This window comes from Flavobacterium flavipallidum (assembly GCF_038289905.1).
Lineage (GTDB): Bacteria > Bacteroidota > Bacteroidia > Flavobacteriales > Flavobacteriaceae > Flavobacterium > Flavobacterium flavipallidum.
This window is the reverse complement of the sequence record NZ_JBBYHU010000009.1, coordinates 25486-41207: the sequence shown is the minus strand read 5'-3', so window position 1 is coordinate 41207 and position 15722 is coordinate 25486. Positions and strand designations below refer to the sequence as shown.

Annotated in this window: 11 protein-coding genes; 3 read left to right on the top strand and 8 right to left on the bottom strand. The window is 31.8% G+C overall.

The window, feature by feature from the left end:
* The first annotated feature begins 193 nt into the window (after positions 1 to 193).
* The 3 genes from AAEO59_RS06560 (at position 194) to AAEO59_RS06550 (ending at position 6443) form a co-directional block, all read left to right on the top strand.
* Positions 194 to 922 (top strand): LOG family protein, encoded by a 729-nt coding sequence (locus AAEO59_RS06560; protein WP_341699938.1) that lies wholly within the window; start codon positions 194 to 196, stop codon positions 920 to 922.
* A 94-nt stretch (positions 923 to 1016) separates the two neighbouring features.
* On the top strand, positions 1017 to 3848 hold the full coding sequence (locus tag AAEO59_RS06555) for a gluzincin family metallopeptidase (protein WP_341699937.1): 2832 nt from the start codon (positions 1017 to 1019) through the stop codon (positions 3846 to 3848).
* 186 nt (positions 3849 to 4034) lie between these two features.
* The gene (locus tag AAEO59_RS06550) at positions 4035 to 6443 is read left to right on the top strand and encodes an alpha-ketoacid dehydrogenase subunit alpha/beta (RefSeq protein WP_341699936.1); all 2409 of its coding nucleotides are present in this window, start codon (positions 4035 to 4037) and stop codon (positions 6441 to 6443) included.
* Between the two features lie 78 nt (positions 6444 to 6521).
* Here the strand turns inward: AAEO59_RS06550 and AAEO59_RS06545 are convergent, their stop codons facing one another.
* The 8 genes from AAEO59_RS06545 to coaBC all read right to left on the bottom strand — a co-directional run bounded on the left by AAEO59_RS06545 (position 6522) and on the right by coaBC (position 15716).
* Positions 6522 to 7232 carry a response regulator transcription factor gene (locus AAEO59_RS06545; RefSeq protein ID WP_341699935.1) on the bottom strand — a complete coding sequence of 237 codons (711 nt, stop codon included), beginning with the start codon at positions 7230 to 7232 and terminating at the stop codon, positions 6522 to 6524.
* A gap of 3 nt (positions 7233 to 7235) precedes the next feature.
* Positions 7236 to 8819, bottom strand: a complete 1584-nt coding sequence (locus tag AAEO59_RS06540) for a sensor histidine kinase (protein WP_341699934.1) — start codon at positions 8817 to 8819, stop codon at positions 7236 to 7238.
* Positions 8820 to 8890: 71 nt separating this feature from the next.
* Positions 8891 to 9475 carry a dephospho-CoA kinase gene (gene coaE / locus AAEO59_RS06535; protein WP_341699933.1) on the bottom strand — a complete coding sequence of 195 codons (585 nt, stop codon included), beginning with the start codon at positions 9473 to 9475 and terminating at the stop codon, positions 8891 to 8893.
* Positions 9468 to 10478, bottom strand: coding sequence for a glycosyltransferase (locus tag AAEO59_RS06530; RefSeq protein ID WP_341699932.1), 1011 nt, complete (start codon positions 10476 to 10478; stop codon positions 9468 to 9470). The genes coaE and AAEO59_RS06530 overlap by 8 nt, the downstream gene beginning before the upstream one ends.
* 155 nt (positions 10479 to 10633) lie before the next feature.
* Complete coding sequence (gene fabV, locus AAEO59_RS06525) at positions 10634 to 11827, bottom strand: enoyl-ACP reductase FabV (protein ID WP_341699931.1); 1194 nt, start codon at positions 11825 to 11827, stop codon at positions 10634 to 10636.
* Positions 11828 to 11931: 104 nt separating this feature from the next.
* Positions 11932 to 13584 carry a DNA repair protein RecN gene (gene recN / locus AAEO59_RS06520; RefSeq protein ID WP_341699930.1) on the bottom strand — a complete coding sequence of 551 codons (1653 nt, stop codon included), beginning with the start codon at positions 13582 to 13584 and terminating at the stop codon, positions 11932 to 11934.
* Positions 13585 to 13627: 43 nt separating this feature from the next.
* Positions 13628 to 14512: a type IX secretion system protein PorD gene (gene porD / locus AAEO59_RS06515; protein WP_341699929.1), complete on the bottom strand. Its 885-nt coding sequence runs from the start codon at positions 14510 to 14512 to the stop codon at positions 13628 to 13630.
* Entirely contained in the window at positions 14505 to 15716 is a 1212-nt protein-coding gene (coaBC, locus tag AAEO59_RS06510; RefSeq protein WP_341699928.1) for a bifunctional phosphopantothenoylcysteine decarboxylase/phosphopantothenate--cysteine ligase CoaBC, read from the bottom strand. The genes porD and coaBC overlap by 8 nt, the downstream gene beginning before the upstream one ends.
* Positions 15717 to 15722 lie beyond the last annotated feature (6 nt).

The following is a 15722-nucleotide window of genomic DNA, read 5'->3' as shown; positions in this document are numbered from 1 at the left end:
CTAACGAACAAGCACTTGGCTTCTGTAGATTTTTTTATACAAATTTTAAGATATGCTGTTATAGTTTTTGTAAGCAAAAAGCCTTAATTTAGTACAAGACGCTCCAAATTAATTAAAAAACTAATCTTTTTTAATTCAAATTTATTAACCTTTAATTATTCAATCTGTAATAATTAAAATAAAACTTTAAAAGATGAAATTGGAAGATTTTGATAACGACGAAGAAAAAATTATTCAGGATAGATTAAAACAAAAAACATGGAATGAAATCCGTACTAATGACAGTTGGGCGATTTTCAAAATCATGTCAGAATTTGTTAATGGTTTTGAAAATATGGGCCGTATAGGTCCTTGTGTTTCTATTTTTGGATCAGCACGTACCAAACCTGAAAACAAATACTATCAATTAGCCGAAAAAATTGCATTTAAAATCAGTAAAGCAGGTTACGGAATCATTACTGGTGGTGGGCCTGGAATAATGGAAGCCGGAAACAAAGGAGCTCATTTAGGTAATGGCACTTCGGTAGGTCTAAACATTGATTTGCCTTTTGAGCAACATTTCAATCCATATATCGACCCAGATAAGAACCTTAACTTTGATTATTTCTTTGTTAGAAAAGTAATGTTTGTCAAATATTCTCAGGGTTTTGTGGTTATGCCTGGAGGTTTTGGGACTTTGGACGAAATGTTTGAGGCGATTACTTTAATCCAAACCAAAAAAATTGCCCGTTTTCCTATTATTTTAGTGGGAAGAAGCTACTGGACTGGCTTAATAGACTGGATAAAAGAAGTCTTATTAGAACAAGAAAACAATATTTGTGCTGAAGATTTAAACCTTTTCAAAATTGTCGATAATGAAGATGAAGTGGTAGAAGTTTTGGATAATTTCTACAAAAAATACACTTTAAAACCTAATTTTTAAAAAGCTGTATTCCCTTACAGCTTTTTTTTATTTAAATTTTTATTATTAGGCAAAAATAGGTATCTTCAAAACAATTTTAAAGCCCCAGCTACACTTGAAAACTGTTTTCAAAATCCTGCTAACATTAGTTATTTCTTTTGCTGCCATAAACTCTATGATGGCTCAGCATCATAATACACTTTTTGTAGATGTCGATGCTGAAACTCATGTTTTACACATTAAGCAGGAAATTGAATACTTTAACACTTCTACCGACAGTATTGCTGTTATAGTTTTAAATGACTGGAATAATGCTTATTCAAACACTCAAACCCCATTAGCACTTCGATTTTCTGACGAGTTTTATCGCGGTTTTCACTTAGCTAAAGACGCCGAAAGAGGTAAAACATCAAATATTAGTATTTTTAACAAAGAACACTTGTTTTATTCTTGGAACAGAACAAAATTAAATCCGGACATCATTACCGTAAATCTTCCTAATAAACTGGCACCAAATGAAAAAACAGTTCTTCGTCTTAATTATGATGTTAAAATTCCGCATAATAAATATACTAAATATGGTTATGATGATTTTGGCAACATGCATCTCAAATCCTGGTTTTTAACTCCTTCGCGCTATGAGAATCATGATTTCAAAAGATATAGCAATGAAAATTTAGACGATATTGCAAATGCGGTAAATGATTTTGATGTCGAATTAAAAGTAGGTAAAAACTTTGAAATCATAACAGATTTAGATACAAAAGTAGAAATTGATAATGAAGATTTTATAACCTATAAATTAAACGGGAAAAACAGAGTAGATTTTAGCCTTATCATCTCACCGATATCCAATTTTACGAGCTTTAAAAATGATAGTTTTGAAGTTTTAACCAATTTGGATGGTGACAAAATCACTCCAATTGCACAAGCACAAGCTATTGATTGCGTGGTGCGATTTGTAAAAAGATTGATTGGTGATTATCCCTTTAAAAAAATTGTAATCTCGCAAACCGATTATGAAAGAAATCCTTTCTACGGATTGAACCAACTACCCTCTTTCATAAGACCTTTCACCGATGAATTCACCTTTGAAATCAAATTTTTAAAAACCTATTTAAACGTATTCTTAAACAATAGTCTTTACTTGGATAATCGAAAAGACAGCTGGGTTCACAACGGAATTCAAGTTTACATCATGATGAAATACATTGAAGAAAATCATCCTGATACAAAAATGTTGGGAAGTGCTGCTTCCTATAAAATACTAAAAAGCTTCAATTTAACAAACTTAGATTTCAACGAACAATACAGCTATTTTTATATGTTAATGGCTAGAAAAAACCTAGATCAAGCTTTAGGGGAACCAAAGGATAAACTTATAAAATTTAACGAACAAATTGCCAGTAAATACCGAGCAGGCTTAAGCTTAAGATTCTTAAACAGTTACCTTGAAAACGATGCAGTAAGTCAAAGTATTCGCAATTTTTACACTTTAAACAATAAAAAGCAAACCAATGCATTGGATTTTGAAAACACTTTAAAAAAGCAAACTTCAAAAGATATCGACTGGTTTTTTAAAACTATAATTTACTCACGAGATCTTATTGATTATAAGTTTAACAAAGTGACAAAAACTAACGATAGTATTCAATTTACATTAAAAAACAAAACAGGAATTAATGTTCCTGTGCCTATTTATGGAATAAAAAATGGAGAAATTGTACTCAAAAAATGGTTAGAGCCAGTATCTAAAGACAGTATTTTCAGCATTGAAAGAAATGATGCAAATAAAATTGTTCTAAATTATAAAAATGAAGTACCAGAATTTAATTTGCGAAATAACTGGAAATCCTTAAAAACTTTTTTCCCAAACAATCGTCCAATAAAATTTGTATTCATGAAGGATTTAGAAGATCCTTTTTATAACCAATTATTATATGTGCCTACGCTAGAATACAATCTATATGATGGCTTAACCCCGGGATTACGCCTCCATAATAAAACAATATTAGACAAACCCTTTACTTTTAACATGAACCCTTCCTATTCAACAAATGCTAAAACAATCTCTGGTTCCGGCTCATTTACTATTAATAAAAATTACCGAGAAAGTAGGCTTTACAATGTAAAATACTCTTTATCAGGATCCTATTCACATTATGCCCCAGATGCAACTTATACAAGACTAAATCCTAATATCTTGATGCAAATAAGAGAAAAAGATTTTAGAGACAACAAAAAACAATTAATCTATTTTCGTAATGTAATGGTTAATCGTGAAAAAAGCGCAATAATAACCGATAATTCAACTGAAAATTATTCTGTTTTTAATGCCAAATACATCAATACCAAAACAGAAATTACTAAACATCTCAATTTTGTCAGTGATATCCAATTTGCTAATAATTTTGGGAAATTATCGGGAGAAATAGAATATCGCAAACTATTTGAAAATAACCATAAAGTCAATTTCCGCTTATATATCGGTAGTTTTCTATATAACAACACCCAATCTGATTTCTTTAGCTTTGGGTTGGACCGTCCCACTGATTATTTATTTGACTATGGTTTTTATGGCCGTTCAGAAAGCACCGGCTTTTATAGCCAGCAATTCATTTTAGCGGAAGGCGGATTTAAATCTAAGTTAAATACTCCATTTGCTAATCAATGGATGAGCACAATTAATTCAGCTTATAATATTTGGAATTGGATTGAAGTATACGGTGATGCTGGTTTAGTAAAAAACAAATACCAGCAAGCAAATTTTGTTTTCGATAGCGGAATTCGACTAAACTTAGTTACGGATTATTTTGAAATGTATTTTCCTGTATATTCATCTAATGGTTGGGAAATAAGTCAAAATAGGTATAAAGAAAAGATACGATTTGTAATAACTTTTTCACCTAAAATCCTCATAAACTTATTTAATCGGAAATGGTTCTAAACAAAGAAATTAACAACAATCATTAAACAAAAACCATATATCTATCTAAAAAATTATATTTTTATTAAAAAACATATCTTTTTTTTATACAAAAACCCCTATTTATAGTATGTTTTTATTTTAATACATTATGATAATACTTGGTTTTTAAGTAAATTTGCGGCAAAGAATTATAATCTTTCAATTATGATAAAAGAACAAACCAATACTACATTGACATTTGAAGATTTCAGAACTGAAGTATTGAATGATTATAAGATAGCCGTAACCAGTCGTGAATGCAGTCTTTTAGGGCGTCGTGAGGTATTGACTGGTAAAGCAAAATTTGGAATTTTTGGTGACGGAAAAGAAGTACCACAAATTGCAATGGCAAAATTCTTCAAAAACGGAGATTTCCGTTCTGGCTACTACCGTGATCAAACTTTTATGATGGCAATTGGCGAATTGACAAGTGCTAATTTCTTTGCCGGATTATATGGTAACACAGATATTAAACAAGAACCGATGTCGGCTGGTAGGCAAATGGGAGGGCATTTTGTTACCCACAGTTTAAATGAAGATGGTAGCTGGAAAAATCTAACTAAACAAAAAAACTCCAGTGCCGATATTTCACCTACTGCAGCGCAAATGCCAAGGCTTTTAGGATTAGCTCAGGCATCAAAAGTATATCGTAATATAAATAATATCCCCAATCAGGAAAATTTCTCAATAAACGGTAACGAAATTGCCTGGGGAACTATAGGAAACGCCAGTACATCAGAAGGCGTTTTCTTTGAGACAATTAATGCTGCAGGTGTTTTACAAGTCCCAATGGTTATAAGCGTTTGGGATGATGAATACGGAATCTCGGTTCATGCTAAGCACCAAACCACAAAAGAGAATATTTCAGAAATTCTATCAGGTTTTCAAAGAGATAAAGAGAATGAAGGATTTGAAATAATTACTGTAAAAGGTTGGGATTATTCTGATTTGATAACAGCTTACGAACGCGCTTCAAAAATAGCACGTGAAAAACATATTCCGGTTCTGGTACATGTTAAAGAACTGACTCAGCCACAAGGGCATTCAAGCTCGGGTTCGCATGAAAGATACAAAAGCAGTGATCGACTGAGCTGGGAAAGAGAATTTGATTGCATTAGACAAATGCGACTTTGGATGATTGCAATTAATATTGCATCAGCTGAAGAGCTCAGCGAAATTGAAGCAGCTATTAAAAAAGAAGTATTAGAAACTAAAAAATCTTCTTGGACTTCTTTTATAACTCCAATCGTAGAAGAAAAAAACGAATTAGTTAGCATTTTAGAGAAAATAACTCCTTTGAGTAAAAACAAAGAGCAACTAATTAAATTAACCAATAGTTTAAAAGCTATCAAAGATCCTTTGAAAAAGGAGATTCTGGTTACAGCCCGTAAATCATTACGATTAGTGATTAACGAAGCACACGCAGCCGAATTATCTTCGTGGATTCAAAAATACTTTGACAAAAACCAACCACTTTTTAGTGATAACTTGTATTCTGAGACAAAAAACAATGTGTTTTCAGTTAAAGAAATTTTACCAACTTATCCGGAAAATGCAAAAAAAGACACTGATGGCAGGATGATTATCCGTGATAATTTTGACGCCTTATTTGCCAAATATCCTCAAGTAATGGTTTTTGGGGAAGATTCCGGAAACATTGGAGATGTAAACCAAGGTCTTGAAGGAATGCAGGAAAAATACGGAGAAATTCGAGTTGCCGATACTGGTATTCGCGAAGCCACAATAATTGGTCAAGGAATAGGACTAGCGCTCAGAGGATTAAGACCAATTGCCGAAATCCAATATTTAGATTATCTATTATATGCTATCCAAATTTTAAGTGATGATTTAGCATCATTATTATATCGAACAGCCGGAAAACAAAAAGCGCCATTAATCATTAGAACACGTGGCCATCGATTAGAAGGTATATGGCATTCTGGTTCACCTATGGGAATGATTATTAATGCCATTAGAGGAATTAATGTTTTAGTTCCTCGAAACATGACTAAAGCTGCTGGATTTTATAATTCACTTTTAGAATGCGACGAACCAGCCTTAGTCGTTGAATGCCTAAACGGTTATCGTTTAAAAGAAAAAGCACCAGATAATTATGGTGAATTCAAAACTCCAATAGGTGTTGTAGAAACCATCAAAACAGGTTCTGATATTACATTAGTATCTTATGGTTCAACTTTACGTTTAGTAGAACAGGCCGCCAAAGAGTTATTAGAAGTAGGAATAGATTGTGAAGTAATCGATATTCAATCATTAATTCCATTCGACATCAATCATGATATTGTAAAAAGTATTCAAAAAACAAATCGCCTTTTAGTAATTGATGAAGATGTTCCTGGAGGTGCTTCTGCCTATATTTTACAAAAAATTATTGAAAATCAGGATGCTTATCAATATTTGGACAGTAAACCTCAAACCTTAGCTGCCAAAGAGCACCGACCTGCTTATGGTACTGACGGAGATTATTTTTCTAAACCTTCAGCCGAAGATATTTTTGAGAAAGTTTACGCTATAATGTCCGAAAGTAATCCAATAAAATATCCTAATTTATACTAAGATAAGTTTTTAATAAACTTTACCAAAAACAAAAAAATCCCAAAAATGGGACTTTTTTTGTTTTTGGTAAACAATAATTTAAGCTTTGTTTTTAATCACTAAACGGAAACCTTCACCGTGAATATTTAAAATCTCCACATCTTCATCTTGTTTTAAATATTTACGCAATTTGGCAATATAAACATCCATACTTCTTGAAGTAAAGTAGTTGTCGTCTCTCCAAATTTTAGTTAACGCTAATTCTCTTGGCATTAAATCATTTTCATGCAAAATCAGCATTTTTAATAATTCATTTTCTTTTGGTGAAAGTTTTACAGGTTCTTCACCAGCAAAACTTAGAAATCTTAATTTTGAATTCAAATGGAATTTACCAATTGTAAATTCGAATGGTACTTGTTCTGCTTTTACATCTGAAGCTTTTCTTTGAATAATCGCCTTGATTTTCATCAATAACACTTCAGAATCAAATGGTTTATTTAAATAATCATCTGCACCTGCTTTATAACCTTTTAGCACATCTTCTTTCATCGATTTAGCAGTAAGAAAGATAATAGGCACTTCGGCATTTTTTTCTCTTATTTCTTTTGCCAATGTATAGCCGTCTTTATAAGGCATCATTACATCCAGAATACACAAATCGTATGAATCCTTTTTAAATTTTTCAAAACCTTCCATACCATTCTTTGCCAATGTAACATCAAAGTCATTAAGCATTAAATAATCTTTAAGAACAGCTCCAAAATTCAAGTCATCTTCTACTAAGAGAATTTTTTTATTTATATTTTCCATAATCTAATTTATTAGAGGTAATTTTATAATGAAGGTACTTCCTTTTCCCTTTTCACTTTCTACATATACTTGACCATTGTGGTCTTCTACAATTCTTTTTACATAAGCTAAACCTAAACCATGACCTTTAACATTATGTATATCTCCGGTATGCTCTCTATAAAACTTCTCAAAAACTCTTTTCTGAGCCACTTTACTCATACCTAAACCTTGGTCTTTCACCTTAATGAGAATCATATCTTTGATATTTTCTGTATAAATATCTATTTGTGGCTCTTCTGGCGAATATTTGATTGCATTTTCAAGAATATTAACAATAACATTTGTAAAATGCACTTCGTTGATTAGAACTGTTGTTCTGGCTGCTTCAAAATGATTTCTAATCTCTCCTCCTCTATCCTGTAAAATCAAATTTACATGTTCGATGGCGTCATAAATCACATCTTCAACATTGCTAGAACCTTTTTCAATGTCAAGTTCTTTCTTTTCTAATTTTGAAATTCGCAATACATTTTCAACCTGAGCATGCATTCGCTTATTTTCATCCCTTATCATTTGTAAATACCTATGTACTTTTTCTTTATCTTCAATGATTTTTGGGTTTTTTATAGCATCTAGCGCCAAATTGATGGTTGCAATAGGTGTTTTAAACTCATGCGTCATATTATTAATAAAATCAGTCTTAATCTCTGATATCTGACGTTGACGGATTAATTGATTTAAAGCACTTGTATATGCAATTAAAATAATCAACGTAAATATTATAGATAAGATTGTAATACTTACTAATTCTGACAATAAAAATCTTTTTTTATGTGGAAAAGTAAGCGACAATCGATACTTTTCATTTCCTTCATTATCTGTAAAAATTGGCACCGAATAAGTAGCATCTTTTGCAACATGAAATCCATCTGATTTAATCTTTGTCTCTATTCCGCTACTAAATATTGCAAATTCAAATTTGGTGTCAACACCATAAACTTGTAATTCTTTCTTTATTAATTTTTCTAGTGTTTCCCTAGAAATCCTTTCTTCCAAAGGCATAGCCGAAGCAATGTCTTTAAAGAAAATCTCAAACTGAGCATTGTCTAATACATCTAAACTACCTGACTTTTCAATCTTTACATCTGGTATTAAACTTTGGTGTAAACTTGATTTATCTATAATATTATTATTATAAACCTCAGTTGTTCTCTTTGAATTAAAATTTTTAAAACGTTCACTACTGAACTTTTTATTAAACAAAGCCGAAGAAATATTGTAATCTTCAGAAATAATACTATTTGAATAAACTATCGTTTTATTCGTTTTAGGATTCTTTTGAACATAATAAAACTCAGACAAATCGTCTTTTCTAGGCACTTTACCAGTACTATCTTTATAACGATTGTATTTAGCATAAAAACTATATGCTTCCTGCTTTTCAATTTTCTCAGCTACATTATCAATTACCTGAGTAACATGATAGCCAAATTGAACATCGTTATCTTTAAAAGAAGTATTAAACCAATACACCTGAACAAGTATTATCCCTATTAGGGATAAACTCATTAAAAGAACCAGAAATCTAAAAAACAATTTATTCATCAAAACAAAATTAATATTTTAACATTATGCTTGATAATACATTAACCAAACATTAACATCTAGCAAAACAATTAACTAATCGATAAAATTTTAAGAATTTCATCGATTTTTTGCGTTGAATAATCAATATTTAAATTTTCTATAACAAAATCACTCTTAGAAATTCGTTGCTCATCTGTCCATTGTGCCTTAATACGGTTTAAAACCTGCTCCCTAGTGGCATTATCTCTTTCTAAAACTCTTGCAATTCTCATTTCTAAAGGAGCAACAACAGTTATTATTGTATCAAAATTTTTATAACTTCCACTTTCAAACAATATAGCCGATTCATAAAAAACCAATGATGATTCCAAATGCTGCTCTAACCAATTATTAAAATCATTTTTAACGGCAGGATGCACAATAGCATTTAGTATTTTTAATTGTTCTGGATCATCAAAAACAATTTTAGCAAGTTTTGCTCGGTTCAATACATTATCTTCAAAAATTTCAGCACCAAATTTTTCCTTTATTGCATCAATAACACAAGTCTCTTGCATCACTTTTCTACCGGCGTCATCAGCAATATAAACAGGAAAACCAAGCGAAACTAAATAATTAGCAATTGTCGTTTTGCCACTACCAATACCTCCTGTTAGTCCTATAATTTTAGGCATTATTTTTTACTTTAAAAAACATATTCGGGAAAGCTTCTTCAGGTTTTTGCTTTAAAATAATGACTTTATAATAAGATTCCATAAATCCTATCCCATATCCTAAAAACTGTTTCCAAACTGCTGTTACTGATAAATAACCAATTTTTAAACTCTTATTTTGAAAACTGGAAACCAGAAAAATCATAAAAAAATAAACAAAATACAATTTAGCTAAAAAATCATATGTAAATACCAATAAAGCAACTGAAAGCGCTAATCCGATAATAAAGAATGAAGGAAAAAAGTAAGTTAACTTATTATATTGCGGATACCAGCTATTTAAAATCGGTCGGGCTTTTCCAAATTTATTAACCTGAACCGAAAATTTATCCCAGTCAATGCGTCGTTTATGATAAACGTAAGCATTTAGAAATAGTCGGGTTTCAAACCCTAATTTCCACAAACGTATTGACAAATCCGGATCCTCTCCGGGATGAATATTTCCAAAACCGTTTGAAGCTTCAAAAGCTTTTCGGGAAATTCCCATATTAAAACTTCTCGGCTGAAACTTGTCTATTTTTTCTGAACCACCTCTTATTCCTCCGGTAGTTAGAAAAGAGGTCATAGCAAAATTAATTGCTTTTTGAATAGCCGAAAAACTCGCCAAAGCCTTATCTGGACCACCAAAACAATCTACATAATCAGTTTTTAAAGCTTTATCAACTTCAGTTAAATATTCCTCTGGAATAATACAATCTGAATCAAAAATGATAAAATAATCACCTTTAGCCACTTTCATTCCATAATTACGAGAATCGCCAGGTCCTGAATTTTCTTTATAATAATAAGAAATCGATAAATTGTTCTGATACTTACGCACAACATCTTCACATCGAATAGAAGAACCATCTTCTACAATTACAACTTCAAAAGGTTCTTTATAATCTAATTTTGATAAACTTTCTAAAAGTTCATCTACTTCGTCCGGACGATTATATACAGGAATAATCAAAGAAAAATACATATTCTCAAAAAAGGTATTAATGACACAATATTAATGTAATATTTTAACAAAGATAAGCTTAAAACAACAATACGCCTTAATTTCAAATGTAATTTATACATTCAAAATTAAGGCGTATCACTATTTGTAATTTTTATAGTTTTTTGTTGAACCTATTATTCAGCAATACTTTCTACCTGAACCATTTCGTCAGTCTCTGCTTTATAATCAACTCCGGCTAAATCGAAACCAAATAAATTGTAAAAATCTTTTCTGTAACCTTCTAAATCTCCAATTTCAGCAAGATTTTCTGTTGTAGCCTCTGGCCATAATTTAGCCACATTAGCCTGAACATCCTCACGCATTTCCCAATCATCAATACGGATTCTTCCTTTATCATCTACAGGAACTTCAGCACCTGCAAATAATCTTTGTTGGTACAAACGTTGAATTTGCTCGATACAACCTTCGTGAATGCCTTTTTCTTTCATTGTTTTATACAATAAAGAAATATACAATGGAATTACAGGAATTGCAGAACTTGCTTGAGTAACTAATGCTTTATTTACAGAAACATAAGCTTTTCCGTTAATATCTGCTAAACTGTCAGAGATTGTAAATGCAGTAGATTCCAAATGATCTTTAGCACGACCGATAGTTCCTTTTCTATAAACCGCCTCTGTTACTTCAGGTCCGATATAAGAATAAGCAACTGTTGTAGCACCTGGAGCTAATAAATTTTCTGCTTTTAAAGCGTCAATCCACATTGCCCAGTCTTCACCTCCCATAACAGCAATTGTATTTTCAATATCATCACCTGAACAAGGTTCAATAGAAACTTCTGAAACTTTTCCTGTATGGAAATCTACTGTTTTATTAGAAAAAGTACCACCAATTGGTTTCAATACCGAACGATGTGTAACTCCTGTATTAGGATTAGTACGTACTGGCGAGGCTAAACTATAGATTACTAAATCCACCTGACCTAAATCCGTTTTGATTAAATCAATGGTTTGTTGTTTTACTTCATTAGAAAAAGCATCTCCATTGATACTTTTAGCATATAAACCTGATTGATGAGCCTCTTTTTCAAAAGCAGCAGAATTGTACCAACCTGGTGAAGCTGTTTTTCCTGGCATTGGTGGTTTTTCAAAGAATACACCAATTGTTGCCGCATCAGAACCAAAAGCACTTGAAATTCTTGAAGCTAAACCAAAACCTGTTGAAGCACCAATAACTAATACTTTTTTAGCACCGTTTATAGCTCCCTTTGATTTAACATATTCAATTTGATTTTTTACATTTTGCTCACATCCTGCAGGGTGTGCAGTTAAGCAAATAAATCCTCTCATTCTAGGTTCTATGATCATAATGTATCAATATTATATTTCTATTTTTTTTTATAATTGGTAAAAAAACAACTTCAATTATTCAAAAAAGTCGTCAATTTGGTTGGCAAATATAGGGCATTTTTTTAGTTCAGCAAGGCTTTTGCGTGATTTAGAGCAGAATCAGAAATAACAGCTCCGGATAACATTTGTGCAATTTCAACTACACGTTCTTCTTCATTAAGCAATCGTAATTCAGATTGAGTATCTTCCCCTATTGTAGATTTAGCAACCTTAAAATGAGCATCTCCTTTGGCAGCAATTTGAGGTAAATGTGTGATGGCAAAAATCTGCATCGTTTTACTCATTTCTTTCATAATCTCTCCCATTTTTATGGCAATTTCTCCAGAAACTCCCGTATCAATTTCGTCAAAAATCAATGTTGGCAATTTAGAATATTGTGCCAAAATAGCTTTTACAGCCAGCATAATTCGGGACATTTCCCCACCGGAAGCCACTTTTTTTAATAAACCGAAATCAGTTCCTTTATTTGCAGAAAACAAAAATTGCAATTCGTCTTTTCCGTTAATCAAATAACTTTCTCCCTGAGTTAATTCAATATTAAAACGTGTATTTGGCATTCCTAAAGTAGCCAAAATAGCTATCATTTTTTCCGACAAAACTGGTACTGCTGCAATTCTATTAGTATGAATTGTTGTTGCTAAAACATCTAATTCATTCGCTTTTTGAACAATACTTTGATTCAAATTAGCAATTTCCTCATCCATCGTACCTAATTCAATCACTTCATTTTCTAAGTTAGCCTGAATTTGCAACAATTCTTCCACGGTTGCTACCTGATGTTTCTTTTGCAAATTATAAACCAACTGTAACTTTTGATTGGTTTGTTCCAATTGTTCCGGATCTAAAACAATGCGTTCTGAACAACGATTCATTTCTGCAGAAATATCATCAAATTCAATAGCCAAACTACTAATGCGCTCTAACAAATCGTAATATTCGGGTGCAAAAGAAGCAATTTTTGAAATTGCATTTTTGATTTCTTTTAAATTACCGGAAACACCAAATTGTTCTTCATTGGCAATGGATAATGATTTATCTATCGCCTCACGAATACTTTCAACATTATTGAGTTTTTCAAAAACACTCTCCAGTTCCTCCTGCTCTCCTGCTTTTAGTTTTGCGGTTTGCAATTCATTCAATAAAAAAGTATGGTATTCTTTCTCTTTATTGGATTCGCTTTGTTTTTTCAACAAGGCATTCAATTTTGATTTATCAGATTTGTAGCTTTTAAGCAAAATTTGATAAGTCGAAATTATTTCCTGATTGGCTGCAATGGCATCAATGATATCAAACTGAACATTTTCATCAGTAAGTTCACGGGTTTGTTGTTGCGAATGAATATCAATCAAAAACAAACCTAAATCCTGTAATTCCTGAAGATTTACGGGACTATCATTTACAAAAGCTCTTGATTTTCCAGACGGAAGAATTTCTCTTCTAATTATCGTTTCCTCTTCATAATCTAAATCATTAGCTTCGAAAAAAGCTTTCAAATTGTATTTAGAAATATCAAATTGAGCCTCTATAATACATTTCTCTTCTTTGTTTTTAAGCGAAGTTAAATCTGCTCTTTTGCCTAAAACCAATCCTAAAGCACCTAAAATAATTGATTTCCCTGCTCCTGTTTCACCAGTAATAATTGAGAATCCTTTAGAAAAATCAATCGTCAATCTCTCAATTAAAGCATAATTTTTTATTGATAAGGCAGTAATCATTAAATAATTTTTATTATGAGTTTTATGAAGTTATTTTGAATAATTAAAATTTCAAAGCAGCCCATTTACTTGAATTAATAGGCGAAATTTTATTTAAATTTTCTACTAAATCCGAAATACTTATACTTGGTCCACCTGAAAATACCGACGTAATCTCATCTGATTTTGCATCAAAAAAAACACGGGTTAAATACGCATTTGGTTTGGAATTATATAATTTATTCAAACCTAAAATTGCAGTTTTCATTTTCTCTTTGGCTAATTTCGTATTATCCGTCATTACATCTAAGCCCTGATGATAATCGTACACCGTTTTTCTAATTTCTGTATAGGTTGGTGACAACAAATCATTAATTAAAAAATAACGATTTTGATTGCCGTCTAGCTGACTCCAGCCTTTATAACCACTTTGTTGTGCTACAGTAGCGATTGTTTGCGCAATTTGAAAATTATCATCTCCAGCTTTAAATTCAAAAGCATCTCTATCAGAACCTATAATCACATAACTATAAAAAGAAATCACTGAAATTAAATTAGACTGAAAAGTATTTGCATTAAACGTTAGATTTTCAAATTCGGCATATGTAAAACTAAATTCTTTATCATTAATATTTAAAACAGGAGTTTGGTAAGAGGAATTAAAAACAGGACGAGATGATTGCACCTGAATTGTTGCCGTAAACTGATCTGAACTATGCGACATCAAAGTAATATACATAGAACAATTGATTTTTTCCTGTTGCTTAAATGGCTGAGTTGTCCAATCAGTTTTATTTACAAATTCATTTAGAGAAGTCTCCAAGGTTTTATAAATCTGCTGATTTGGATTACCCATTTTTTGAGCATTAACCGTAACAGTACAATTTAATTGCTGTGCCTGAACAAAACTAATGCTTAGCAACAAAAAAAAGGCTATTATCTTATTCATAAAAATGAGCTATTACTTTATTTAAAATATCATCAGCAACCGCTTCTTTGGACTTTAATTCCATCGGTTCTATCTTAAAATCTTTATTAATAAAAGTAACTTTGTTGGTCATTTTTTGAAAACCAGCACCTTCATCCTGTAAAGAATTTAAAACAATCAAATCTAAGTTTTTTTTCTGAATTTTAGCCTTTGCATTCTCAATTTCATTTTCAGTTTCTAATGCAAAACCGATTAAAAACTGCTGTTTTTTATTCTCACCTAATGATGATAGTATATCTTTTGTTTTTTCAAGTTCAATTACAAAATTCTCTGCTGCCTTCTTAATTTTCTGATTAGCTACATTTTTTGGGCGATAATCAGCCACTGCTGCTGCTGCGATAGCCACATCAACATCGGTATAATATTGATGGCAAGCCTCGTACATTTCCTGAGCAGAAGTTACTTTCACAACCTGAATCAAAGAATGATTTGCAACACAATGTGTAGGTCCTGAAACTAAAATTACTGATGCGCCTAAATTGGCCGCACTTTTTGCAATATCAAAGCCCATTTTTCCGGAAGAATGATTTCCTATAAAACGAACCGGGTCGATTGCTTCATAAGTTGGTCCAGCAGTAATTAAAATTTTCTTTCCTTTCAAAGGTAATTTACTTTCTAAATCGGCTTCAAGAAAAGTAATGATGTTTTCTGGCTCTGCCATTCTTCCTTCTCCGGATAAACCACTAGCTAATTCTCCGCTTTCGGCAGGAATCATAATGTTTCTAAAATTTTCTAATGCTTTAAAACTCGCTAAAGTTGAAGGATGCTTATACATATCCAAATCCATTGCTGGCGCAAAATAAACCGGACATTTAGCTGAAAGATAAGTAGCAAGAAGAAGATTATCACAAGTACCATTTGCCATTTTAGACATGGTATTTGCCGTTGCAGGTGCAACTAGCATCAAATCGGCCCAAAGACCAAATTCCACATGATTATTCCATTTTTCATCTTCATCATCCTGATTGTAAAAAGTGGAATAAACTGGGTTTTTAGATAAGGTGGATAATGTAAGTGGGGTTACAAAATCCTTAGAAGCAGGTGTCATGATCACTTGGACATGTGCACCTGCTTTTATAAAAAGTCGTACTAGTGAAGCTGTTTTATAGGCGGCAATTCCGCCAGAAACACCTAGCAAAATCTTTTTACCGCTTAAAACTGACATAGTATC

Coding starts and splice junctions, on each gene's coding strand:
- AAEO59_RS06560 (WP_341699938.1), top strand. CDS start 194: ATGAAATTGGAAGATTTTGATAACGACGAAGAAAAAATTATTCAGGAT.
- AAEO59_RS06550 (WP_341699936.1), top strand. CDS start 4,035: ATGATAAAAGAACAAACCAATACTACATTGACATTTGAAGATTTCAGA.
- AAEO59_RS06545 (WP_341699935.1), bottom strand. CDS start 7,232: ATGGAAAATATAAATAAAAAAATTCTCTTAGTAGAAGATGACTTGAAT.
- AAEO59_RS06540 (WP_341699934.1), bottom strand. CDS start 8,819: ATGAATAAATTGTTTTTTAGATTTCTGGTTCTTTTAATGAGTTTATCC.
- coaE (WP_341699933.1), bottom strand. CDS start 9,475: ATGCCTAAAATTATAGGACTAACAGGAGGTATTGGTAGTGGCAAAACG.
- AAEO59_RS06530 (WP_341699932.1), bottom strand. CDS start 10,478: ATGTATTTTTCTTTGATTATTCCTGTATATAATCGTCCGGACGAAGTA.
- fabV (WP_341699931.1), bottom strand. CDS start 11,827: ATGATCATAGAACCTAGAATGAGAGGATTTATTTGCTTAACTGCACAC.
- recN (WP_341699930.1), bottom strand. CDS start 13,584: ATGATTACTGCCTTATCAATAAAAAATTATGCTTTAATTGAGAGATTG.
- porD (WP_341699929.1), bottom strand. CDS start 14,512: ATGAATAAGATAATAGCCTTTTTTTTGTTGCTAAGCATTAGTTTTGTT.
- coaBC (WP_341699928.1), bottom strand. CDS start 15,716: ATGTCAGTTTTAAGCGGTAAAAAGATTTTGCTAGGTGTTTCTGGCGGA.